Annotated in this window: 21 protein-coding genes; 16 read left to right on the forward strand and 5 right to left on the reverse strand. The window is 65.7% G+C overall.

Features of this window, described 5'->3' with window-relative positions; translation table 11 throughout:
* Positions 1–110 precede the first annotated feature (110 nt).
* From gor to ACVIGA_RS38005, 4 genes are all read left to right on the forward strand, one after another.
* Complete coding sequence (gene gor, locus ACVIGA_RS37990) at positions 111–1,496, forward strand: glutathione-disulfide reductase (RefSeq protein WP_456670066.1); 1,386 nt, start codon at positions 111–113, stop codon at positions 1,494–1,496.
* A gap of 47 nt (positions 1,497–1,543) precedes the next feature.
* Entirely contained in the window at positions 1,544–2,629 is a 1,086-nt protein-coding gene (locus tag ACVIGA_RS37995; protein WP_456670067.1) for an alpha/beta hydrolase family protein, read from the forward strand.
* 431 nt (positions 2,630–3,060) lie between these two features.
* Positions 3,061–3,264 (forward strand): DUF2934 domain-containing protein, encoded by a 204-nt coding sequence (locus ACVIGA_RS38000; RefSeq protein WP_375780411.1) that lies wholly within the window; start codon positions 3,061–3,063, stop codon positions 3,262–3,264.
* A 57-nt stretch (positions 3,265–3,321) separates the two neighbouring features.
* Positions 3,322–3,675 (forward strand): cupin domain-containing protein, encoded by a 354-nt coding sequence (locus ACVIGA_RS38005; protein WP_456670068.1) that lies wholly within the window; start codon positions 3,322–3,324, stop codon positions 3,673–3,675.
* Positions 3,676–4,045: 370 nt separating this feature from the next.
* On the opposite strand, the gene ACVIGA_RS38010 is transcribed toward ACVIGA_RS38005, so the two are convergent.
* Positions 4,046–4,972 (reverse strand): alpha/beta hydrolase family protein, encoded by a 927-nt coding sequence (locus tag ACVIGA_RS38010; RefSeq protein WP_456670069.1) that lies wholly within the window; start codon positions 4,970–4,972, stop codon positions 4,046–4,048.
* Between the two features lie 146 nt (positions 4,973–5,118).
* Here ACVIGA_RS38010 and ACVIGA_RS38015 point away from each other — a divergent pair, with 146 nt between their 5' ends.
* From ACVIGA_RS38015 to ACVIGA_RS38030, 4 genes are all read left to right on the forward strand, one after another.
* Entirely contained in the window at positions 5,119–6,507 is a 1,389-nt protein-coding gene (locus ACVIGA_RS38015; RefSeq protein ID WP_456670070.1) for a class II 3-deoxy-7-phosphoheptulonate synthase, read from the forward strand.
* A 30-nt stretch (positions 6,508–6,537) separates the two neighbouring features.
* On the forward strand, positions 6,538–6,897 hold the full coding sequence (locus ACVIGA_RS38020; RefSeq protein ID WP_229170836.1) for a diacylglycerol kinase: 360 nt from the start codon (positions 6,538–6,540) through the stop codon (positions 6,895–6,897).
* Positions 6,894–8,039 carry an NAD(P)/FAD-dependent oxidoreductase gene (locus ACVIGA_RS38025; RefSeq protein ID WP_456670071.1) on the forward strand — a complete coding sequence of 382 codons (1,146 nt, stop codon included), beginning with the start codon at positions 6,894–6,896 and terminating at the stop codon, positions 8,037–8,039. Before ACVIGA_RS38020 ends, ACVIGA_RS38025 begins: the two co-directional genes overlap by 4 nt.
* 90 nt (positions 8,040–8,129) lie before the next feature.
* Complete coding sequence (locus tag ACVIGA_RS38030; protein WP_456670072.1) at positions 8,130–9,881, forward strand: NAD+ synthase; 1,752 nt, start codon at positions 8,130–8,132, stop codon at positions 9,879–9,881.
* A 3-nt stretch (positions 9,882–9,884) separates the two neighbouring features.
* On the opposite strand, the gene ACVIGA_RS38035 is transcribed toward ACVIGA_RS38030, so the two are convergent.
* The gene (locus tag ACVIGA_RS38035; RefSeq protein WP_456670073.1) at positions 9,885–11,039 is read right to left on the reverse strand and encodes a DUF2865 domain-containing protein; all 1,155 of its coding nucleotides are present in this window, start codon (positions 11,037–11,039) and stop codon (positions 9,885–9,887) included.
* A 142-nt stretch (positions 11,040–11,181) separates the two neighbouring features.
* Positions 11,182–11,490 carry a hypothetical protein gene (locus ACVIGA_RS38040; RefSeq protein ID WP_456670973.1) on the reverse strand — a complete coding sequence of 103 codons (309 nt, stop codon included), beginning with the start codon at positions 11,488–11,490 and terminating at the stop codon, positions 11,182–11,184.
* A gap of 457 nt (positions 11,491–11,947) precedes the next feature.
* Between ACVIGA_RS38040 and cysS the strand changes: the two genes are divergently transcribed.
* The 4 genes from cysS (at position 11,948) to ACVIGA_RS38060 (ending at position 15,967) form a co-directional block, all read left to right on the forward strand.
* A complete protein-coding gene (cysS, locus tag ACVIGA_RS38045; protein ID WP_456670074.1) occupies positions 11,948–13,363 on the forward strand; it encodes a cysteine--tRNA ligase in 1,416 nt (471 codons plus the stop codon).
* Positions 13,360–13,866, forward strand: a complete 507-nt coding sequence (locus ACVIGA_RS38050; protein ID WP_456670075.1) for a GNAT family N-acetyltransferase — start codon at positions 13,360–13,362, stop codon at positions 13,864–13,866. Before cysS ends, ACVIGA_RS38050 begins: the two co-directional genes overlap by 4 nt.
* The gene (cimA, locus tag ACVIGA_RS38055; RefSeq protein WP_456670076.1) at positions 13,863–15,461 is read left to right on the forward strand and encodes a citramalate synthase; all 1,599 of its coding nucleotides are present in this window, start codon (positions 13,863–13,865) and stop codon (positions 15,459–15,461) included. The genes ACVIGA_RS38050 and cimA overlap by 4 nt, the downstream gene beginning before the upstream one ends.
* A gap of 128 nt (positions 15,462–15,589) precedes the next feature.
* Positions 15,590–15,967, forward strand: coding sequence for a VOC family protein (locus tag ACVIGA_RS38060; protein WP_456670077.1), 378 nt, complete (start codon positions 15,590–15,592; stop codon positions 15,965–15,967).
* Positions 15,968–16,141: 174 nt separating this feature from the next.
* Here the strand turns inward: ACVIGA_RS38060 and ACVIGA_RS38065 are convergent, their stop codons facing one another.
* The gene (locus ACVIGA_RS38065; protein WP_223973323.1) at positions 16,142–16,747 is read right to left on the reverse strand and encodes an LOG family protein; all 606 of its coding nucleotides are present in this window, start codon (positions 16,745–16,747) and stop codon (positions 16,142–16,144) included.
* A gap of 213 nt (positions 16,748–16,960) precedes the next feature.
* Between ACVIGA_RS38065 and ACVIGA_RS38070 the strand changes: the two genes are divergently transcribed.
* The 4 genes from ACVIGA_RS38070 to ACVIGA_RS38085 all read left to right on the forward strand — a co-directional run bounded on the left by ACVIGA_RS38070 (position 16,961) and on the right by ACVIGA_RS38085 (position 21,623).
* Entirely contained in the window at positions 16,961–18,949 is a 1,989-nt protein-coding gene (locus ACVIGA_RS38070) for an ABCB family ABC transporter ATP-binding protein/permease (protein ID WP_456670078.1), read from the forward strand.
* 53 nt (positions 18,950–19,002) lie between these two features.
* A complete protein-coding gene (locus ACVIGA_RS38075; protein ID WP_092127222.1) occupies positions 19,003–19,701 on the forward strand; it encodes a phosphatidylserine decarboxylase in 699 nt (232 codons plus the stop codon).
* A 78-nt stretch (positions 19,702–19,779) separates the two neighbouring features.
* Positions 19,780–20,658 (forward strand): CDP-diacylglycerol--serine O-phosphatidyltransferase, encoded by an 879-nt coding sequence (pssA, locus tag ACVIGA_RS38080; RefSeq protein ID WP_456670974.1) that lies wholly within the window; start codon positions 19,780–19,782, stop codon positions 20,656–20,658.
* Positions 20,659–20,906: 248 nt separating this feature from the next.
* Positions 20,907–21,623, forward strand: coding sequence for an RraA family protein (locus ACVIGA_RS38085; protein ID WP_456670079.1), 717 nt, complete (start codon positions 20,907–20,909; stop codon positions 21,621–21,623).
* A 64-nt stretch (positions 21,624–21,687) separates the two neighbouring features.
* Here ACVIGA_RS38085 and ACVIGA_RS38090 read toward each other — a convergent pair whose 3' ends face one another.
* Positions 21,688–22,308: a TerC family protein gene (locus ACVIGA_RS38090; RefSeq protein ID WP_456670080.1), complete on the reverse strand. Its 621-nt coding sequence runs from the start codon at positions 22,306–22,308 to the stop codon at positions 21,688–21,690.
* Between the last annotated feature and the right edge of the window lie 182 nt (positions 22,309–22,490).

Consider the following 22,490-nt stretch of genomic DNA (forward strand, 5'->3'; position numbering starts at 1 on the left):
CAGCGCCGGGTGAGGGGGACTCTCCGCGAATTGGATCGTGGAGAGAGCCCCTCACCCCAACCCTCTCCCCGCAAGAGCGGGGCGAGGGAGCAGGAAGAAAGAAGGTTGCCATGGCCGAGTTTGACGTCGACCTGTTTGTCATCGGTGGTGGTTCGGGGGGCGTTCGTGCCGCCCGCATCGCCGCTAATTATGGCGCGAAGGTCATGGTCGCCGAAGAGTACCGGATGGGCGGCACCTGCGTGATCCGCGGCTGCGTGCCGAAGAAGCTGTTCGTGATCGGCAGCCACGTCCACCAGGAGATCGAGGACGCCGCCGGCTTCGGCTGGAGCATCGGTCAGGTCTCGTTCGATTGGGCCACGCTCGTTGCAAACAAGGACAAGGAGATCGCCCGGCTCGAGGGCGCCTACACCACCAATGTCGAGAAGTCCGGCGCCAGGATCGTCAAGACCCGTGCGGTGCTCGAGGATGCCCACACGCTACGCCTCGCCACCGGCGAGAAGGTGACGGCGAAATACATCCTGATCGCCACCGGCGGCGCGCCCAATCACGGCCCGGCCGTTCCCGGCATCGAGCACGTGATCTCCTCCAACGAGGCGTTTCACCTGAAAGAGCTGCCGAAGCGGATCGTGATCCAGGGCGGCGGCTACATCGCGCTGGAATTCGCCGGCATCTTTGCCGGCTTCGGCTCCGACGTGACGGTGGTCTACCGCGGCGACAACATCCTGCGCGGCTTCGATGAGGACGTGCGCAAGCATGTCCGCACCGAGATGGAGAAGCGCGGCATCACCATCATCACCGGCTGCACGGTGGCGAAGGTCGACAAGCACGGCAAGGATTACACGACCCATCTGTCCAATGGTTCGAGCATCGCCTCCGACCAGGTGATGTTCGCGATCGGCCGGCATCCCAATGTCAGGGGTCTCGGGCTGGAGGCCGCCGGCGTCGCCATCAATCCCGCCAATGGCGGCATCCAGGTCGATGGCTGGTCGAAGACGTCGGTCGACAACATCTACGCGGTCGGCGACGTCACCCACCGCACCAATCTGACGCCGGTCGCGATCCGCGAGGGGCATGCCTTCGCCGATACCGTGTTCGGCAAGCGCCCGGTGCAGGTCGACCACGCGACGATCCCGACCGCGGTGTTCTCGCAGCCGGAGGTCGGCACCGTCGGCCTCACGGAAGAGGAGGCGCGGGCGCAGTATAGCCACGTCGAGATCTACAAGACCGATTTCCGCCCGATCAAGGCGACGATGTCCGGCCGCGACACCCGCGTGCTGATGAAGCTCGTGGTCGACGGTTCGAGCGACCGCGTGCTCGGCTGCCACATCGTCGGCGATGCCGCCGCCGAGATCACGCAAGCCGTTGCGATCGCCGTCAAGATGAAGGCGACCAAGGCGGACTTCGACGCCACCGTCGCGCTGCATCCGACCGCCTCCGAAGAGCTGGTGACGATGCGGACGCCATCCGCGCGCCACGTCCGCCAGGCGGCGGAGTAGGGCACACCGCCCCGGAGTGACTTAGCGTCTCAGAGGGAGTGATTCCGATGAGGTTTCTGGCGCTCTTGCTGATCATGCTCACGGCGCCGGAGCTCGCATACGCCGACGATGCGGCATTCACGGTCGGTGTCACCACGCGCGATTTCGTTCCGGCCGAGCCGTACGATTGGCGCGGCGCCAGCGCGCACATGCTCCGCGCCGTGATTTGGTATCCGGCTGCGGCCGATGCGCACGAGCAGCCGCAATGGATCGGACCACGCCTCGTCCCGCTCGTGAGCACTGGACGCGCCGCGCCTGATGCGACGCCGGCAGAGGGGCCACCGCGTCCGCTCGTTCTGCTGTCCCATGGCTTCGGCGGCCTTGCGACCGATCTCGCCTGGCTCGGCGCGGGGCTTGCGGCGCACGGCTTCATCGCCGTTGCGGTCAATCACCCCGGCAACAATCGATCCGAGGACAGGACTGTCGACGGTTATGCGCTGAAGTGGCTGCGCGCCGTCGACCTCAGCCGGGTTATTGACGCCATGCGCACCGACCGGACCTTCGGCGACCGGATCGATCCGGCGCGGATCGGCGCTGTCGGCCATTCCTACGGCGGCTACACTGTCATCGCCATCGCCGGCGGCATCACCGATCCGGAGCGGACTCAGGCATTCTGCCGCTCGCCCGCCGCTGACGCGTTGTGCACGTCGCAGCCTGGCGCGACGGAGCTGCGCCAGAAGAGCGTGATACGCCTGACCACCGATCCCGATTTCCGGCAGCGCTACAGCCTTGGTGGCCAGTCCTATCGCGATGAGCGCGTTCGCGCCGTGTTCGCGATGGCGCCGGGGCCGGTGCCGGCCTTCACGCCGGAGAGTCTTGGTGCCATAACGATCCCGGTCGCGATCGTCGCGGGAAGCGCCGACGAGATCACGCCGCCGGCCTCGGGCGCCGAGGCGCTCGGCAAGGCTATTCCCCATGCGACGCTGAGGCTGTTTCCGCGCGCGGGCCATTTCGTCTTCTTCGACACCTGTACTGCGGTAGGGCGCCTGGTGATCGGAGCCGTATGCCGCGATCCCGATGGCACCGACCGCGACGCGGTCCATGCCGAGACGGTCGGCCTTGCGCTCGATTTCTTCACCGCAAGCTTGCGCTGAGCAACCGCGGCGCCTTGGTGCGGCTCTCGCGGGGGGACGGAGCGAGCCCTGCCTGAAAGTCCAACGCCGCCCGCTTAAAATACATGCGAGCGGCGTTGTCTCTAGCCCCAGGAAGGTGATGGCAAAATCCTGATAACCTTAAGTCTGTGGGAGCGCGCAAAGGTTTCATACCTCAAAAGGGGTAGGTGGGCCTCCGCAAGACAGCGCGCTGTCGGCGGCCGCATCGGGTCGGGGGAACTAGGGCACCCTTGCTGACGCGCATAGGCCGCACTTCGCGCGCGCTCAAATCAGACCCAGCTTCCGGCAAATGGCCTGCGCAACGGCGCTTGTGCACAGATGGCAGCGCGGCGATCTCGCGCGCCTTGGAACCTTGCGCTATGCTGGCAGTTCCACTCCAAACAGTTTGATGTCTCAAATTGAGGGAGCCGCCCATGACAGGCCCAACCGAGCAGGAGATTCGCACCCGCGCCTACGAATTGTGGAAGGACGCCGGCGAACCGCCGGGCCAGATGGATCAGCTCTGGTACAAGGCCGAACGCGAGCTGCTCGAGCGCAAGGCCGCCAACGGCGAGGCGCATTGCGAGGTCAACGGGCACAACGGAACGTATCCGGAGAAGTTGAGGGGCGTGCATTGAGTGCGTCGCGCGCCTGAGCTAACGAGCCCGGCAAGCTGGCCCGGACCCGGAGGCATCATGAGCGACGCGATCGATCTTTCGCAGAAGCTGTCGACATTCACCGATCACTGGTCGCCGCGCACCGTCGCGCAATTCAACGCCTGCGACGTCATGGTGGTGAAGGTGCAGGGCGAGTTCGTCTGGCACAAGCATGACGGCACCGACGACTTCTTCCTCGTGCTGAAAGGCGTGCTCGACATCGAGCTGCGCGATCGCACCATCACATTGCATCCCGGCCAGATGTACATCGTGCCGAAGGGCGTCGAGCATCGACCCGTCGCAAGGGAAGAGGTGCATCTGTTGCTGATCGAACCGACGGGGACGCCGAACACGGGGGATAGGGCGACGGCTGCGCCTCGGAAGGTGGTGTGAGATCGGTGCCGGGCCCCAAGAGGTGAGAACCAAGAATGCGCTTACGAAATAAGCAATAATCAATTTCGCTGCTTCGCCGCAGCAACCATGCTCGGCTCGTACCCGCAACCGGCACAAGTCGGTGTCCGAACTGTCGTCGCCCGGCTTGACCGGGCGATCCAGTACGCCGCGGCCTATCGATCAATCACAACCGCCGCTGGAATACTGGATCGCCCGGTCGAGCCGGGCGATGACACCGAATATGCTGTTTGACCCTTGAATCAAGAGCTCGTCATTGCGAGCGAAGCGAAGCAATCCATCTCACCGCATATGCGGAGCAATGGATTGCTTCGTCGCTTCGCTCCTCGCAATGACGAAGGTTCGATTGCGCCTAGCTCTCCGCCTCGAGCCATTCCGCGGCGCCGCGCCACAGGGCGTCGCGGTGCTCGCTGCGGAAGAAGCCGAAATGGCCGATCGCTTTCGCACCGGCATCGGCGGGGCGGATCGAGATGATCTCCGGGGTGATCGACGTGAAGGCGGAGCACAACAGCTCGATTGCCGGCCGCGTCGCCCAGGTGTCGTCGGTGATCGCAAGCGCGCGGAGCCTGCCCTTGAACTTCGGAAAATTCACGCGCGCCGCGAGCGTGGCATCATCGAGCAGATAACGCTCGCGCATCACCCAGCCGCGCCATTGCTCGAACACGCCGCGCGGCAGGTCCATGCCGAGACCGGCCCAGGCGGGGACATAGCCGAGCGTGCGCGCCAGCGGCAGGCCGATGCCGTTCATGAAGGCGACGACGCGGTAGCGCTCGGGCGAGGCCATCAACTTCCAGGTGGCGGCCTGCGAGGCGACCAGCAGCGCGCGCGGAATTTCAGCGTTGTTGGCAAGGAGCCCAAGCGCCTGGCCGCCGAAGGAGTGGCCGACATAGGCGAAGGGCAGGTCGCGGTAGCGATAGCGCATCCAGTTCACGGCCGCGGTGGTGTCGAGCGCGGCCCACTCCGCCATCGTGGCCTTGAAGCCGGAGAGCGACTTCGGCTTGTTGAGGCCGGTCGCCGCCATCGGCCTCGAGTCGCCGGTGCCGCGGTAGTCGTAGGTCAAGACCGCCGCGCCGCGGCGGGCGAGGTAGCCGGCAAAGCCGCGATAGACCTTGCGCGGCACGGCGGTCGCCGAATTGATCAGGACGGCGTGGCGCTTCCTGCCGCGCGGCAGGAACAGCGTCGCGGCCAGCGGATAGCCGTCCGCGGCCGGCACGACGATGTCGTCGCTAAAAACGTCGTCCAGCGTGGCGGAGGCCACGGCAATTTCCCTGGCATTCATGGTATGGTCCAGCAAATGCGAATTCGTATTTTCCTGCAAGAGTTTGACGGGATTGCAGGAATCCTTCTAGCGGCGGGGCGGGCGGCTGTGTATAAGCCCACCTTTCCCGTCGATTAAGTCGCAGTTTTTGCTCAGGAGTTGACCTCATGTCCGAGCGGTGGACACCCGATAGCTGGCGCGCCAAGAAGGTGCTGCAGGTGCCCGATTATCCCGATGCCAAGGCATTGGCCGATGTCGAGGCCCAGCTTGCGACCTTTCCGCCGCTGGTGTTCGCGGGCGAGGCGCGCAGCCTGAAAAAGGCTCTGGCGCGGGTTTGCGCCGGCGAGGCCTTCCTGCTGCAGGGCGGCGATTGCGCCGAGAGCTTTGCCGAGCACGGCGCCAACAACATCCGCGACTTCTTCCGCGTGCTGCTGCAGATGGCCGTGGTCATGACCTATGCCGGCGCGCTGCCGGTGGTGAAGGTCGGCCGCATCGCCGGCCAATTCGCCAAGCCGCGCTCGTCGCCGACCGAGAAGCAGGGCGACGTCGAGCTGCCGAGCTATCGCGGCGACATCGTCAACGATATCGCTTTCACGCCGGAGGCGCGGATTCCCGATCCGCAGCGCCAGCTGATGGCCTATCGCCAGTCCGCGGCGACGCTGAACCTGCTCCGCGCGTTCGCGACCGGCGGCTTCGCCAATCTGGGCAGCGTGCATCAATGGATGCTCGGCTTCCTGAAGGACTCGCCGCAGTCCCGCCGCTACAAGGAACTGGCCGACCGCATCTCGGACGCGCTGAACTTCATGCGCGCCTGTGGCCTCGATCTCGAGAGCCATCCGGAGCTGCGCGCCACCGATTTCTACACCAGCCACGAGGCGCTCCTGCTCGGCTACGAGCAGGCGATGACGCGGGTCGATTCCACCACCGGCGACTGGTACGCGACCTCCGGCCATATGATCTGGATCGGAGACCGCACCCGCCAGCTCGATCACGGTCATGTCGAATATTTCCGCGGCATCAAGAACCCGATCGGCCTGAAGTGCGGTCCGTCGCTGAAGCCGGACGAACTGCTGAAGCTGATCGACGTGCTCAACCCCGACAATGAGCCGGGACGCCTGACGCTGATCAACCGCTTCGGCGCCGACAAGGTCGGCGACCATCTGCCCGGCCTGATCCGCGCCGTGCAGCGGGAAGGGCGCAAGGTGGTGTGGTCGTGCGATCCGATGCACGGCAACACCATCACCTCGACCTCGGGCTACAAGACGCGGCCGTTCGACCGCGTGCTGTCGGAGGTGAAGGCGTTCTTCCAGATCCATGCCGCCGAGGGCACCCATGCCGGCGGCGTGCATCTGGAGATGACCGGGCAGGACGTCACCGAGTGCATCGGCGGCGCGCGCGCCATCACCGATGAGGATCTCAACGACCGCTATCACACGGTCTGCGATCCCCGCCTCAACGCCGAACAGTCGATCGACATGGCCTTTCTGATCGCCGAATTGCTGAAGCAGGAGCGCGCAGGCAAGGTCAAACCGATGCCGGCCGCTGCTGGAATGTGAGTTGGGGGCAGGTGACTTGAGGGCAGTGACTTGCTGAGGTTCTGGCGAGCCACCATCAACTCGCGCAACGGGCTGGCCTTCGCCATTCGCTCGGAGCAGGCGATTCGCGAGGAAGTCGTCGCGCTGGTGCTGTCGGTGCCGCTGGCCTGGCTGGTCGGCGCCACCGTGATGCGCCGGGTCGAGCTGGTCGCAACCGTAGTGTTGGTGCTCGTGATCGAGCTGCTCAACACCGCGATCGAGAAGCTCGCCGACCGTCTGACCATGGATCACGATCCGCAGATCGGCCGGGTCAAGGACATGGGCTCTGCTGCCGTCGGCGTCGCGCTCGTGATGGCCGGGCTGTTCTGGCTGTTCGCCCTCGCCGAACGCCTGGGCGCATTCTCGTCGTGAGCGCCGACAAGCCGATCAAGCTCGCGGTGATCGGACGTGGACTGATCGGGTCGGCGGCCGCGCGCCACCTGAGCAAGATGGGCCATGACGTCGCGCTGATCGGGCCCGATGAGCCGGTTGATTTTTCGCAGCACAGCGGCGTGTTCGGCAGCCATTATGATGAGGGCCGTATCACGCGGGTGTACGATCCGCAGCCGTTCTGGCGGCAGATGAACCGCGCGGCGATCGCGCGTTACGGCGAGATTGCCGCGGAAAGCGGCGTCGAGTTCTACCGCGAAGCCGGTGCGCTTCACATCGGCGATCGCGAGACCACAGATGTCGCTTCGGTCGGCCAAGTCTGCGCCGACGAAGGGATCGCGTGTGAAGCCTATCAGGATGCAGCGCTCGCGGAGCGGTTTCCGTTCCTGAAATCGACGGCGGGGATGCTGGGCTATTTCGAGCCGCGCAATGCCGGTTACATCTCACCGCGCCGTCTGGTCCGGGCGCAGACCATCGCGGCCGAGCGCGCAGGCGCCCGGATCATCGACGAGCCGGCGCTCGGGATCTCGGAGAGCGGCTTCGGCGTGACGATCCGGACGCGATCGGGCAGCGTCGAGGCCGAGCGTGTGCTGGTTGCGGCCGGCGGGCACACCCAATCGCTGCTGGGCCGATCGCTGGGCTTCACGGTCTATGCGCGGACCGCGGCGCTGTTCCGGCTCGGTGCGGCGGAGGTGCAACGCCTGGCCGGCATGCCGTCGATGCGCTGTCTCGGGCCGAAGGGCGACAATCCCTACATTCTGCCGCCGATCCCATATCCGGATGGCCAGAGCTGGCTGAAGCTCGGCGGCGATCCCGTCGATCTTCGGCTCGACAGCGAGGCGGATATCAAAAACTGGTTCCGATCGGGCGGATCGGTTGACGTCGCCGATCGGCTGCAAGGCCAGATCCTCGACCGCATTCGCGATCTCAAATTCGAGGAACGCCGCGTCGTGCCCTGCATGACCACCTTCGGCGACACCGGCTTGCCCAGCATCGGACCACTTTCCGAGCGGGTTACGGTCGCATTCGGCTGCTATGGCAAGAGCGCGAAATGTTCGGACGAATTGGGTCGGCTGGGTGGCATGGCGCTGCTCGGCGAGGTGAGGGCAGAGCTTGCCCCCTGATTGGCGCCTAAGATCCCAGTGCGATTTCTGCATTCGCACCATGATCGGACGACCATTGCAGTTTGCCGTTGTGCGGGACAACATAAAGCTATGAGCGAACAACAGATCAAGATCACCCTGGCGCAACTCAATCCGACGGTCGGTGACGTCACCGGCAACGCCGCGAAAGCGCGTGCGGCGCGCGAGAAAGCCAAGGCCGACGGCGCCGACCTCGTGGTGCTGTCGGAGCTGTTCGTCGCCGGCTATCCGCCGGAGGATCTGGTGCTCAAGCCGGCGCTCCAGTCGGCCTGCCGTGCCGCGATCGAGGAACTGGCGCGCGAGACCGCCGATGGCGGCCCGGCCATGCTGATCGGCACGCCCTGGGTCGAGGACGGCAAGCTCTACAATGCCTGCGCGCTGCTCGACGGCGGACGCATCGCGGCGCTCCGCTTCAAGGCCAATCTGCCGAACTACGGCGTGTTCGACGAGAAGCGGCTGTTCGCGCGTGGCCCGGCATCGGGCCCGGTGACGGTGCGCGGCGTGCGCATCGGCGTGCCGATCTGCGAGGACATCTGGCTCGAGGAATCCGAGGACTACGAAAACGTCGTCGAGTGCCTGGCCGAGACCGGCGCCGAGATCCTGATCGTGCCGAACGGCTCACCCTATGCGCGCGACAAGGCCGATCTCCGGCTCTCGATCGTGGTCGCGCGCGTCACCGAGAGCGGGCTGCCGCTGATCTATCTCAACGAGATGGGCGGCCAGGACGAGCTGATCTTCGACGGCGCCTCGTTTGCGCTGAATGCCGATCTCTCCGTGGCGGCGCAGCTTCCGGCGTTCGAGGAGAACATCACGACGCTGACCTGGCGCAAGACCGCGGATGGCTGGCGCTGTAACGGGCCGATCACGGCACAGCTCGAAGGCGACAAGGCCGATTACGCGGCCTGCGTGCTCGGCCTGCGCGACTATGTCCGCAAGAACGGTTTTCCCGGCGTGCTGCTCGGCGTCTCCGGCGGCATCGACTCGGCGCTGTGTGCGGCGATCGCGGTCGATGCGCTCGGCGCCGACAAAGTGCGCGGCGTGATGCTGCCGTTCCGCTACACCGCGCAGGTCTCGCTCGACGATGCCGCCAAGCTCGCCGCCGCGCTCGGCATCCGCTACGAGATCCTGCCGATTGCAGATGCGGTCAACGGCTTCGAGACAATTCTGGCGCCGGTGTTCAAAGGGCTGGAGCGCGACATCACCGAGGAAAACTTGCAGGCGCGCGCCCGCGGTACGCTCCTGATGGCGATCTCCAACAAGACCGGCGCCATGGTGGTGACGACGGGCAACAAGTCGGAAATGTCGGTCGGCTACGCGACGCTGTACGGCGACATGAATGGCGGCTTCAACCCGATCAAGGACATCTACAAGACCGAGGTGTTCCGCCTCTCGAGCCTGCGCAATGAATGGAAGCCGGACGGCGCACTCGGGCCCTCGGGCGAGGTGATCCCGGTCAACATCATCATCCGGCCGCCGACCGCGGAATTGCGCGAGAACCAGACCGACCAGGATTCGCTGCCGCCCTATGAGGTGCTGGACGCGATCCTCGAGCGGCTGGTGGAGCGCGAGGAGCCGCTTGCGACCATCATCGAGGCCGGCTTCGACCGCGATGTGGTGACCCGCGTCGATCGCCTGCTCAACATCGCCGAATACAAGCGGCGGCAGGCGGCGCCCGGGGTGAAGGTGACGCGGAAGAATTTCGGCCGCGACCGCCGCTATCCCATCACCAACCGCTTCCGCGATTTCGGCAAGGCGCTGCCGGCGCCGGACGAGACGCTGGTGACGCGCGGTTCGCGCGCGTCGGCGGAAGCGTTCGAGGGGTGAGCCTTACTGCTTCTTCGGGATGAAGGTCGGGCCGACCGTGCGGATCTGGCCATCGCTTGCGGGCGCGGCAGGTGCTGCCGTTGCATCAGCGGCGGCGGGCTGCTGCGGTTGAGCCGCCGCGGCTGCGGGCGCGCCCTTCTTGCCGGCGGCAGCCTTGGTCTGCGCGCGCTGCTGCATCTTTCGCGCGCTCTCCTCGGTGACGATGATGTCGCCCTGCTGCGCGGCGGACGCCTGGTCGTCGACCGCCTTCAGCGCCTCCGCCCAACTCTGGCCGGCCGCCTTGCAGGAGCAGGACGGATTGAATTCGGTGCGGTACTTGAAGGCGTTCGGCAGCGACGAGTAGGACTGGCCGTTGATCGAGACCGCCTGGTTGATGTCCTCCCCGGGATTGCGGTAGGCGAACAGGCTGGCCTCCGCGGCCGGGCACTGCGCCTTGCAGATCTGCTCGTCGGCGGCAAAGCGGGCCTGACTGGTCGCGAACGAGATCGGGAAATAGGCGCCGTCGCAGGTGCGGACGCAGACGGTGCGGAAGGTGCCGGACTGCCCGCCATATTGCGCGTCGGGCGGGGGCAGCGGATTGGGATTGCCGCCACCGCCGCCGCCGAACAGGTTCTCGATGAAATTGCCAGGGCCGCGCGCGGCCGCCGCGTATTGCGGGCCGCAATTGTTCTGCGCCAGTGCGGTCAAGACCGAGCGGCGCTGGTTCTCGCGATCGGCGCCGCCGAGCCCGCCGGTGCGCAGCCGCTCGAGATTTCCGGTCATCTGGTCGAGATTGGCGCGCATCTGCTGGATCTGGTTGTTGACCGGTCCGCACTGCGCCGAGTTGTTATTGAAGAGCGACAAGAATCCGGAGCTGTCGCAGCCCATCCGCCGGGCCTGCGCGGTCACGCGATCCAGTTCGCCCTGCTGCCGGGTTGCCGCATCCTGATAGCGGCGGATCTGCTCGTCCTTGGCCGGATCGCCGCCGCCACGATCGATTGCCGCCAGCTGGCCTTCGAGCCGGCCGCACATCGGATTGGCCTGCGCGCCCTGGGGGGCCGGGCCGGGCGGGCCCGGGGGCACCTGCGCCAGGGCATCCGCGGCGGGCAGGGCGATTCCACCCAGCACGGCGCAAGTCAGGAACCAGCGGGAGAAGCGAGAACGGGAGCTATTGGGCATATCCGGCCATTAAAACGACGCCGCGCGGCGATCAACGCCAAAGCGCGCAGGCAAGGCCGCTGCAATAGCCGTTTCTCGGGGCAGCGTCACGTCGTTTCCGGGGCGCCGGTGTGGCAATAACCCCGTTTGTCCAGCGGCTTGCTCAGCGTTGGCAGGTAATGGCGACGTATTCGCCGCAGCTATTGCCGGTGCATGTCTCGTTGGCGGCGTGCGGAACCGCGCCGGTGATCTCGTCGGGATCGACGCGGCGGTAACTGGTGGCCTGCGCAAAATCGCGTGACCGGCAGTAGGCGCGGGCGGCGGAGGCGCCGCAGCGGTCGCCGTGAGCCAGGCACTGGTCGATACCGTATCCGTCGGCCTGGTTGGCGACGATGAAAACGCGGCTGTCGGCCAAGGCGGCCGAGGAGACAAGGAGGAACGTGGAGGCAATCAATGCTGAAATGGGCCGCATGGTGCACCAGTGAAAATGGCGGGGAATCCGCTGGCCCTCCCGTACGCCCAATTCCTTAATAATGATTAACCAAGAGGGCGTTGGCGTGATTTCGGTGCGGTGGGCGCTGCATAACGCCCGAAAACTGCCCCTTGACGCGATCAGGGGGCCGTGAGACACGATGGAACCATGAACGGCCACCTCGCCATCTGCAGCATTTGCCGCGAGATTATGAGCTAGCGATTCGCTGGCTGAGGCCGTCTTTTCTCAATCACCCTGAGATCACTGGACGCCCGGCCAGCACCGGACTGGCTCTCGCATTCGCATACTTTTGCGGCGAACGGGGTTGCGAATGCGAGAGCCAGTCCGGTGTCAAGAAATTAGAGTTTAGTGCCGCCTGCGATTTGAAGTTCCTGATCGAGCTCGCCGCGACTACGACAGGAACTTCAAATCGCCTGCGGCACTGGGATGGGTACCCATGGATTTGCGCCTCTACGATACGCTGACCCGGGAGAAGCGGCCGTTCGTGCCGCTCGATGCCGATAATGTCCGCATGTATGCCTGCGGACCGACGGTCTATGACTTCTCCCATATCGGCAACGGCCGCGCCGCTGTTGTCTTCGACGTGCTGTTCCGCGCGCTGCGCCATCGCTACGGCACCGATCACGTCACCTATGTCCGCAACATCACCGACGTCGACGACAAGATCAACGTTCGCGCCGCGCGGGACTATCCCGGCGTGCCCCTGAACGAGGCGATCCGCAAGGTCACCGAGCTGACCTATCAGCAGTACCAGGACGACGTCGCCGCGCTCGGCTGCTTGCCGCCGACCGTGCAGCCGCGCGCGACCGAGCACATCCCGGAGATGCGCGCGATCATCGAGAAGCTGGTCGCCGGCGGCTTTGCCTATGTCGCCGAGGATCACGTGCTGTTCTCGCCGGAGGCGATGAATGCAGCCAATTCGACGCTGCCGCGCTACGGCGCGCTGTCGAAGCGCTCGCTCGACGAGATGATCGCGGGCGCCCGCGTCGATGTTGCACCCTACAAGCGCGACAACACCGACTTCGTGCTGTGGAAGCCGTCGAAGCCCGGCGAGCCGTCCTGGCCGTCACCGGCAGGCATTGCGATGGAAGGCCGGCCCGGCTGGCACATCGAGTGCTCGGCGATGGCCTGGAAGCATCTCGGCGAAAAGTTCGACATCCATGGCGGCGGCATCGACCTGGTGTTTCCGCATCATGAGAACGAGCTCGCGCAGACTTGCTGCGCGTTCCACACCGACCGCATGGCCAATGTCTGGATGCACAACGGCTTCCTGCAGATCGAAAGCGAGAAGATGTCGAAGTCGCTCGGCAACTTCTTCACGATCCGCGATTTGCTGGCGGATTGGCCGGGCGAGGTGCTGCGGCTCAGCATGCTGAGAACGCACTACCGTTCGCCGCTGGACTGGACGCTGAAGAGTGCGGAGGAAGCCGCAAGGACGCTCGACGACTGGTATGCGGTCGCGGCCGACGCCGAGCCCGGAGCGCCGTCGCCGGCGATGGTCGAGGCGCTCTACGACGACCTCAACACCGCGCAGGCCATGGCCGTGCTGCACAGCTTGCGTAATGCTGCCGCGAGCAGTGAAGCGAGCCGCAAGGAATTTGCCGGTTCGCTGCGGCTGCTCGGCTTCCTGTCGGAGAGTGCGGCGGCGTGGAAGGGACGCAAGGAGCAGGCCAGCGGCGTCGATGCCGCCGCGGTCGAGGCGCTGATCGCCGAGCGCACCGCGGCGCGTGCGCGTAAGGACTTCAAGGAATCCGACCGGATCCGCGATCAGCTCGCCGCGATGGGCGTGGCGATCAAGGACGGCAAGGATGCCGAAGGAAAGCCGATCACGACCTGGGAGGTCGCGCGATGAGCCGATCCGCACCCGCGTTGCGCCCGTATCTGCCCGACGATGCGCCGCTGCTGGCGTCGATCTTCGCGGCGTCGATCATGGACCTGACCGGCGACGATTATAGCGAGGCGCAGCAGGAAGCCTGGGCGATGGCCGCCGACGACGAGGAGGCCTTCGGCAAGAGGCTCGCCGGTCAGCTGACGCTGATCGCGACATTGCAGGGCGCGCCGGTCGGATTCGCCTCGCTGAAGGGGGCCGACCACATCGACATGCTCTATGTGCATCCGAGCGCCGTGGGGCAGGGTGCAGGCAGCGCGCTGTGCGACGCGCTGGAGAAGATCGCGAGCGCCCGCGGCACCAAGGCCCTGAAGGTCGATGCCAGCGACACCGCGCTCGAATTCTTCCGCAAGCGCGGCTATGTCGCGCAGCAGCGCAATACGGTCACCATCGGCGACGAATGGCTCGCCAACACCACGATGCAGAAGACGCTCGACGGCGTTGCCACGCCCGGAGGCCACGCATGAGCCGCGAGCGCCTCTATCTGTTCGATACCACGCTGCGTGACGGCGCGCAGACCAACGGCGTCGATTTCACGCTGCAGGACAAGCAGGTGATATCAGGCATGCTCGACGCGCTCGGCATCGACTATGTCGAGGGCGGTTATCCCGGTGCCAATCCGACCGACACCGAGTTCTTCAGCAGGAAGCCTGCGTTCGACCATGCGCGCTTCACCGCGTTCGGCATGACGCGGCGGCCCGGCCGTTCGGCCTCGAACGATCCGGGACTCGCCGGCATCCTCGAGGCCAAGGCGGATGCGATCTGCTTCGTCGCCAAATCCTCCGCCTATCAGGTCCGCGTTGCGCTCGAGACCACCAACGAGGAGAATATCGCCTCGATCCGCGACAGCGTCGCGGCCGCCAAGGCGCTCGGCCGCGAGGTGATGGTCGACTGCGAGCATTTCTTCGACGGCTACAAGGAGAACCGCGACTATGCGCTTGCCTGCGCGACTGCGGCCTATGAGGCCGGCGCGCGCTGGGTGGTGCTGTGCGACACCAATGGCGGCACCATGCCGCATGAGATCGAGACCATCGTCGGTGACGTCGTCAAGCAGGTGCCCGGCGCCCATCTCGGCATTCATGCCCATAACGACACCGAGCAGGCGGTAGCCAATTCGCTCGCAGCGGTGCGCGCCGGCGCGCGGCAGATCCAGGGCACGCTCAACGGCCTCGGCGAGCGCTGCGGCAACGCCAATCTCTGCTCGCTGATTCCGACCCTGAAGCTGAAGCAGGAGTTTGCCGACAAGTTCGAGATCGGCGTCACCACCGAGAAGATGGCGACGCTGATGAAGGTGTCGCGCACGCTCGACGACATGCTGAACCGCGCGCCCAACCGCCATGCAGCTTACGTCGGCGAGAGCGCCTTCGTCACCAAGACCGGCATCCATGCCTCCGCCGTCATGAAGGATCCGCAGACCTATGAGCACGTGCTGCCGGATTCCGTCGGCAACCACCGCAAGGTGCTGGTCTCCGATCAGGCCGGCCGCTCCAACGTGATGGCCGAGCTCGACCGCGCCGGCATCATCTACGACAAGGGCGATCCGCGGCTGACGCGCCTGGTCGAGGAGCTGAAGGAGCGCGAGGCCGCGGGCTTCGCCTATGAATCGGCGAACGCCTCGTTCGACCTCCTGGCGCGCCGCACGCTCGGCAAGGTGCCGGAATATTTCAAGGTCGAGCAGTTCGACGTCAATGTCGAGCAGCGCTATAACGCCAACGGCCAGCGCGTCACCGTGGCGCTCGCAGTGGTGAAAGTCGACGTCGACGGCGAGCGGCTGATCTCGGCCGCCGAGGGCAACGGTCCGGTCAACGCACTCGACGTGGCGCTACGCAAGGATCTCGGCAAGTACCAGAAATATATCGATGGCCTGAAGCTGATCGACTACCGCGTGCGTATCCTCAATGGCGGCACCGAGGCGGTCACGCGGGTGCTGATCGAAAGCGAGGACGAAACCGGCGAGAGCTGGACCACGGTCGGCGTCTCGCCCAACATCATCGACGCCTCGTTCCAGGCGCTGATGGATTCGGTGTTCTATAAGCTGGTGAGGTCGGGCGCGCAGGCGTGAGTGATTGATCCGTCATTCCGGGGCGATGCGAAGCATCGAACTATGGTGCGCTATTGCGCACCTGGGAATCTCGAGATTCCGGGGCTGGTCCTGCGGACCATCCCGGAATGACAGCGGGAGAGGTTTTCATGATCGACCACGTCTCCGTCGGCGTCCGCGATCTCGAACGCGCCGCACGGTTCTATGAGCCGACGCTGGCCGCACTCGGCCTGAGCCGTCTCGTCACGCGGCCGGCGACGATCGGCTTCGGCAAGGCCTATCCCGAATTCTGGATCAATCTGCGCGCCACGATGGCGCAGGTCGCGCATGAGAGCGGCAGCCATATCTGCCTGCGCGCGAAAACCACCGCCGAGGTCGATGCCTTCCATGCCGCGGCACTTGCTTCCGGCGGTGCATCCGATGGCGCCCCGGGCCTCCGCCCGCACGACCGCGTGCGCTACTACGCCGCCTTCGTCCTCGACCCCGACGGCAATCGTATCGAGGCTGTGACGTTTCCGAGCGAGTGATTTGGGCTAGTCTGGCGCCTAGTCAGACCCGTCATCCTGAGGTGCGAGCGGAGCGAGCCTCGAAGGATGCGCGGCCACCAGCCGGGCCGTCGATCCTTCGAGACGCCGCTTCGCGGCTCCTCAGGATGACGGGAATGGGCTGCGCGGTTCGAAGAGACCGCTGGAGGCTCTGGCTTACAGCCGCCGCGCCACCTCGGGCGCGAGCTCCTTCGCGGCCGCCGGCTTGCCGGCCACCGCGGAACGCAGCCGCGGCAGGATGTCGTCGACGCGGTCGGCCATCAGCACGTTGATCGGCAGCGTCGGGCGGATGAACTCGGTCGTGCGCATGTGGCTGAGCAGCGAGAGCAGGGGCTCCCAGAAATTGTCGATGTTGGCGAGCAGGATCGGCTTGTGATGACGGCCGAGCTGCTGCCAGGTCAATTGCTCGACCAACTCCTCCAGCGTGCCGATGCCGCCGGGCAGCGCGACGAACGCATCCGAGCGCTCGAACATCAGCCGCTTGCGCTCATGCATGTCGGGGGTGACGATCATCTCCTGCACCGAGGTCAGCGCATTCTCGCGTGCCCGCAGGAATTCCGGAATGATGCCGGTGACGGAGCCGCCATGATCGAGCGTGGATTTCGCGACGGCGCCCATCAGGCCGATCGAGCCGCCGCCATAGACCAGGCGCACGTTGTTTTCGGCAAAGGCCTTGCCGAGCGCGACGGCAGCTTCAACGAAGCGGGGATTGTTACCGGGGCCGGAGCCGCAATAAACACAGACAGTCTTGATTTGGTTCATACGATCCTTGTGGCACTGCAGCGTAAACAGGGTCAAGACTCGCATATGGGGATTGAAGGCCAAAAAATCCCGTAAATTCCCGCGAATCGCGAACAATTTTCGTCATAAGCCTGTACGCCACGTTGAAACGATCTATATGACGGGCACAATGGCAAATCGTGGAAAAGATGTGGCCGCGGACCGCCGCGCCATGACGTCGCGAGCGGGCTCCTGATGGTGCCGCCGCAACAGACTGTGACGGCGGCCGATCAGCCCGCGGCCACGACCTCGGCGGCCGAGAAGGGGACGCTGCTCGGCACCCTCGTTCATCTCTGGCCCTACATCTGGCCCGGCGATCGCGCCGATTTGAAGATGCGCGTCATCTGGTCGGTGGTGCTGCTGCTGTTCGCCAAGCTCGCGACGCTGTCGGTGCCGTTCACCTTCAAATGGGCGATCGACGCGCTGAACGGCACGGGCTCGGCGCCAGTCGCTTCCTCGAACTGGATGGTCTGGCTGATCGCCTCGCCTGTGCTGATGACGATCAGCTACGGCGCGGTGCGCATCATCATGGCGGTGCTGACGCAGTGGCGCGACGGCATCTTCGCTCGCGTCGCGATGCACGCGGTGCGGCGGCTCGCCTATATCACCTTCGTGCACATGCACGAGCTGTCGCTGCGCTTCCATCTCGAGCGCAAGACCGGCGGCCTGACCCGCGTGCTGGAGCGCGGCCGCTCCGGCATCGAGACCATCGTGCGGATGGTGATCCTGCAGCTGATCCCGACCATCGTCGAGGTCACGCTGCTGGCGGCGGTGCTGCTCTGGCAGTTCGACTGGCGCTATGTGCTTGCGGTGCTGATCACGGTCGTCGTGTTCATGTACTACACCTACATCGCGACCGAGTGGCGGATCGAGATCCGCCGCAAGATGAACGATTCCGATACCGAGGCGAACACCAAGGCGATCGACTCGCTGCTCAACTACGAGACGGTGAAGTATTTCGGCGCCGAGGAGCGCGAGGCAGGGCGCTACGACCGCTCGATGGAGCGCTACGAGCAGGCCAGCGTGAAGACCTACACTTCGCTCGCTGTGCTCAACACCGGGCAGGCGATCATCTTCACCGCCGGCCTGACCGCGACCATGCTGATGTGTGCGTTCGGCATCCGCAACGGCACCCACACCGTCGGCGATTTCGTGCTGATCAACTCGATGATGATCCAGCTCTACCAGCCGCTGAACTTCATGGGCATGGTCTATCGCGAGATCAAGCAGGCGATCATCGACATCGAGAAGATGTTCGACGTGCTGGCGCGCGATGCCGAGGTGAAGGACATGCCGGGCGCAAAGCCGCTCGTGGTGTCCACAGGCAGCGTGCGCTTCGAGGACGTCCGCTTCGCCTATGAGCCTGACCGGCAGATCCTGAAGGGTCTGAGCTTCGAGGTGCCGGCCGGCAAGACGGTCGCGATCGTCGGTCCCTCCGGCGCCGGCAAGTCGACCATCTCGCGGCTCTTGTTCCGGCTCTACGATGTCTCGAGCGGCCGCATCCTGATCGACGGCCAGGACATCAAGAATGTGACGCAGACCTCGCTGCGGTCGGCGATCGGCATGGTGCCGCAGGACACCGTGCTGTTCAACGACACCATCCGCTACAACATCCGCTATGGCCGCTGGGATGCCGGCGACGACGAGGTGGAGGAGGCGGCGCGGCTGGCGCAGATCGACGGCTTCATCCGGATGTCGCCGCAGGGCTACGAGACCCAGGTCGGCGAGCGCGGCCTGAAACTCTCCGGCGGCGAGAAGCAGCGCGTCGCGATCGCGCGCACGGTGCTGAAGGCGCCGCCGATCCTGGTGCTGGATGAGGCGACCTCTGCGCTCGACAGCCACACCGAGCACGAGATCCAGGGCGCGCTGGAGCGGGTGTCGCGCAACCGCACCTCGCTGGTGATCGCGCACCGGCTCTCAACGATCGTCGGCGCCGACGAGATCATCGTGCTGGACCAGGGCCGGATTGCCGAGCGCGGCACCCACGCGCGGCTTTTGGCCTCGGGCGGCCTCTATGCCAGCATGTGGAACCGGCAGCGCGAGGCCGAGGAGGCCCGCGAACGGCTCGCCCAGGTCGATGACGACGGCAGCGCGCCGAATCGCCTGCCGCCGGTGGTCACCGATTCGTCGGAGGATTCCACCCCCGTTGAGGGTGAGAAACCCTTGCCGACCGCCGCGGAATAGTCGATTTAGGGCCTCTCCCGCCAAACGGGGCGGGGAAACGCAAGCGAGCTCTGATGTCGATCGCCAATTCCATCCGCGCGCAGATCCCGCCGATCCACCCCGAGGGCTATCCGTTCATCGGCGGTTTCGCCCTGGCGAGCCTGATCCTGTTCTGGATCTGGACCCCGCTGGGCTGGATCGGGACGTTGCTCACGGTCTGGTGCGCGCTGTTCTTCCGCGATCCAGTACGGGTGACGCCGCTGCGCGACGGCATCGTGGTGTCGCCGGCCGATGGCCGCGTCTCCATGGTGGTGCAGGCGCTGCCGCCGGCCGAGCTTGGCCTCGGCGACAAGCCGCTGCCGCGGGTCTCGGTGTTCATGAGCGTGTTCAACTGCCACGTGAACCGCAGCCCGGTGGCCGGCCGCATCGACCGCATCGCCTACCGGCCTGGCGCCTTCATCAATGCCGAGCTCGACAAGGCGAGCGAGGACAACGAGCGCAACTCGCTGGTGATCTCGGGCGCCAATGGTCGCATCGGCGTGGTCCAGATCGCCGGCCTCGTGGCGCGGCGCATCGTCTGCTTCGTCAAGGAAGGCCAGTCGATCGGCGCCGGCGAGCGCTTCGGTCTGATCCGCTTCGGCTCGCGGCTCGACGTCTATCTGCCCGAGGGCACCAAGGCGCTGGTCTCGGAAGGCCAGACCGCGGTTGCCGGCGAGACCATTCTGGCCGATTTCCGCAACGCCGACCCCGGCCGCACCTATCGCGCCGATTAACACTGTTTCGGCTGGTCGATCAGATGGTTCCGGCGCCAATGGCGGAGCCGGGCCATGCTTGCTATATTGCAAACCATGATGCCCTTTGATCCCAATTCCAGCGAGTTGCGCCGCCGCCGGTTCCGCCCGATCCCGGTGCGGATGCTCGTGCCGAACATGATCACGCTGCTGGCGATCTGCGCCGGCCTCACCGCGATCCGGCTGTCGACGGAAGGGCGGATGGAGCTCGCGGTCGCCGCCATTGTGTTCGCCGCGATCCTCGACGGCATCGATGGCCGCGTCGCGCGCATGATCAAGGGCCAGTCGAAATTCGGCGCCGAGCTCGACAGCCTGGCCGACTTCGTCAATTTCGGCGTCGCGCCGGGCCTGATCCTGTATTTCTGGCAGCTGCATGAATTGAATAATGGCGGCTGGATCGCCGCGATGGTGTTTGCGATCTCCGGCGGCCTGCGGCTGGCGCGCTTCAACGCCTCGATCGACGATCCGAACAAGCCGGCCTTCGCGGCCAATTACTTCACGGGCGTGCCGGCGCCGGCCGGCGCGATCACCGTGCTGCTGCCGATCTATCTCGCCTTCCTCGGCGTGCCGATGCCGCCGGCGACGCTGACGGCGTTCTACACGCTCTTGATCGCCTTCCTGATGGTGTCGCGGCTGCCGGTGTTCTCCGGCAAGACCGTGAAGATGCGCGTGCCGCCGGAGATGGTGCTGCCGGTGTTCGTGTCGGTGGTGTTCTTCGTCGCGCTGTTGATCGGCTACCCCTGGCACATCCTGTCGGCGGGCTCGGTCGCCTATCTGATCAGCCTGCCCTGGGGCTGGAAGTCGTATCGTGACCAGGAACGTGCTCTTGCGGCGCAGACGCAAGGTGCGAGCGCGCCGGTGGCGGCGTCGAACGCGGCTCCCTACGCGGCACCGGTCGCGGATGCTGACAACGACGATCGTCCGACGCATTTGCATTGAGGCCTGCGTAATCCGTCATCCCCGCGCAAAGGCTTCGCCTTTGTCGCTGGAGGAGCGCGCAGCGCGTCTCGAAGGATGCACGGCCACAATCGGGCCGTTGCGCGTTCCGCGCTCCTCAGGGTGACGGTGGTGCAGTTGTTTCGTCCCAGCAAATATCAGCCATGAGCGTGGCTCAGTTGGGTTCGCCTGCGATCTCGGCTATAGGCTGAGACGGCCCAGCGAACGCCAAAAATCAGGAGAGAAACGCCGTGACATCCGCTTCCGCCCCGCTGCCTGCTTCCGTCCTCGAGGCGTTGGCGCGCTACGACACGCCGACGATCTGCAATGCGATGGAGATCGTCGCGCCGGAGCGCCGTCTGATCGGCTACACCGTGAAGCCGCTGGTCTGCCCGTTCCCGACCTTGCCGCCGATCGTCGGCTACGCGCGCACGGTCGCGATCCGCTCGGTGCTGAAGTCCGGTCTCTCGGCCGAGGAGCAGTCGAAGCGCCGCATCGAATACTATGAATATGTCGGCACCGGCTTCGGTCCGCGCATTTCCGTGATCCAGGACATTGACGGTCTCGACGTCGGCTACGGCGCATTCTGGGGCGAGGTGCAGAGCGCGGTGCACAAGGCGCTCGGTTGTCTCGGCGTCATCACCGATGGCTCGATCCGCGACATCCCGCAATGGGCGCCGGGCTTCCAGGCGCTGGCCGGCTCGATCGGCCCGTCGCACGCCTGGGTGCATGCCGAAAGCTTTGGCGGCGAGGTCCGTGTCGCCGGCATGACGGTGCGCTCCGACGACCTGATCCACGCCGACAGCCACGGCGCGATCGTGATCCCCTATGAGATCGCGGCGAAGCTGCCCGAGGCCGCCGAGCTCTGCGGCCGCCGCGAGACCCCGATCCTGGATATCGCGCGCAGCAAGGACTTTACGCTCGAGAAGCTGAAGGAAGCGCTGAAGCGTTCGGCGGAAATCCACTGAGGCAACGCGCCTCTTCGAATTGCGGAACGGCGGGCCGAAAGGCCCGCCGTTTTGCTTTCGATCGTCAGGCCGGCGCGACCTTCGCGATCTCGGTCGCCCCGCGAATGGTCATGTCGACGGCGACGTAGAGGATCACGGCGAGGCCGACATAGGCGATCCAGCGGTGGTTTTGCAGCAGCCGAGCGATGAAGGTCGCGGCCGCGCCCATCATCGCGATCGAGAGCGCAAGGCCGAACACCAGCACGATCGGCTGCTCGCGCGCCGCGCCGGCGACCGCGAGCACGTTGTCGAGCGACATCGAGACGTCGGCTATGATGATCTGGGTCGTGGCCTGCCACAGCGTCTTGCGCTGTCCTTCCGCGCCATCGGCGGCATGTTCGGCCGCGGTCTCCTGCGCGGTGGCGCGCAGCTCGCGCCACATCTTCCAGCACACCCACAGCAGCAGGATGCCGCCGGCCAGCAGCAGGCCGACTATCTGCATCAATTGCGTGGTGAGGAGCGCAAACAGGATGCGCAGCAGCGTCGCGGCCGCGATGCCGATCAGGATCGCCTTGCCGCGTTGCTGCGCCGGCAGGCCGGCCGCGGCGAGGCCGATCACGACGGCGTTGTCGCCGGCCAGCACGAGGTCGATGACGACGACCTGCAGCAAGGCGCTGAGGGCGTCGAGTGAAAACAGTTCGGACATGAGCAATGCTCCCCTTTAGGTCGGGGAGTGGACCGTTTCGACGCCGCCGCCATGCAGACGGCGAATCCGCCGCGGCGCGTGTCCGCGTCGCGGGTCGAAGCAGGGCCACTCCAACTGAGTTCCAGTCCGACATCGCAGCTTGTGGCTGCCAGAGGGGCCCGGCCTGGGATTACGGTCAAAGC

The organism is Bradyrhizobium sp. USDA 3240, from assembly GCF_054063295.1.

Bases quoted from the DNA above. Each gene is read 5' to 3' on its own strand.
- cysS (WP_456670074.1), top strand. From the start codon at position 11,948: ATGGATTTGCGCCTCTACGATACGCTGACCCGGGAGAAGCGGCCGTTC.
- ACVIGA_RS38070 (WP_456670078.1), top strand. From the start codon at position 16,961: ATGGTGCCGCCGCAACAGACTGTGACGGCGGCCGATCAGCCCGCGGCC.
- ACVIGA_RS37995 (WP_456670067.1), top strand. From the start codon at position 1,544: ATGAGGTTTCTGGCGCTCTTGCTGATCATGCTCACGGCGCCGGAGCTC.
- ACVIGA_RS38090 (WP_456670080.1), bottom strand. From the start codon at position 22,308: ATGTCCGAACTGTTTTCACTCGACGCCCTCAGCGCCTTGCTGCAGGTC.
- gor (WP_456670066.1), top strand. From the start codon at position 111: ATGGCCGAGTTTGACGTCGACCTGTTTGTCATCGGTGGTGGTTCGGGG.
- cimA (WP_456670076.1), top strand. From the start codon at position 13,863: ATGAGCCGCGAGCGCCTCTATCTGTTCGATACCACGCTGCGTGACGGC.
- ACVIGA_RS38005 (WP_456670068.1), top strand. From the start codon at position 3,322: ATGAGCGACGCGATCGATCTTTCGCAGAAGCTGTCGACATTCACCGAT.
- ACVIGA_RS38015 (WP_456670070.1), top strand. From the start codon at position 5,119: ATGTCCGAGCGGTGGACACCCGATAGCTGGCGCGCCAAGAAGGTGCTG.
- ACVIGA_RS38000 (WP_375780411.1), top strand. From the start codon at position 3,061: ATGACAGGCCCAACCGAGCAGGAGATTCGCACCCGCGCCTACGAATTG.
- ACVIGA_RS38075 (WP_092127222.1), top strand. From the start codon at position 19,003: ATGTCGATCGCCAATTCCATCCGCGCGCAGATCCCGCCGATCCACCCC.
- ACVIGA_RS38060 (WP_456670077.1), top strand. From the start codon at position 15,590: ATGATCGACCACGTCTCCGTCGGCGTCCGCGATCTCGAACGCGCCGCA.
- ACVIGA_RS38035 (WP_456670073.1), bottom strand. From the start codon at position 11,039: ATGCCCAATAGCTCCCGTTCTCGCTTCTCCCGCTGGTTCCTGACTTGC.
- ACVIGA_RS38040 (WP_456670973.1), bottom strand. From the start codon at position 11,490: ATGCGGCCCATTTCAGCATTGATTGCCTCCACGTTCCTCCTTGTCTCC.
- pssA (WP_456670974.1), top strand. From the start codon at position 19,780: ATGCCCTTTGATCCCAATTCCAGCGAGTTGCGCCGCCGCCGGTTCCGC.
- ACVIGA_RS38065 (WP_223973323.1), bottom strand. From the start codon at position 16,747: ATGAACCAAATCAAGACTGTCTGTGTTTATTGCGGCTCCGGCCCCGGT.
- ACVIGA_RS38030 (WP_456670072.1), top strand. From the start codon at position 8,130: ATGAGCGAACAACAGATCAAGATCACCCTGGCGCAACTCAATCCGACG.
- ACVIGA_RS38050 (WP_456670075.1), top strand. From the start codon at position 13,360: ATGAGCCGATCCGCACCCGCGTTGCGCCCGTATCTGCCCGACGATGCG.
- ACVIGA_RS38010 (WP_456670069.1), bottom strand. From the start codon at position 4,972: ATGAATGCCAGGGAAATTGCCGTGGCCTCCGCCACGCTGGACGACGTT.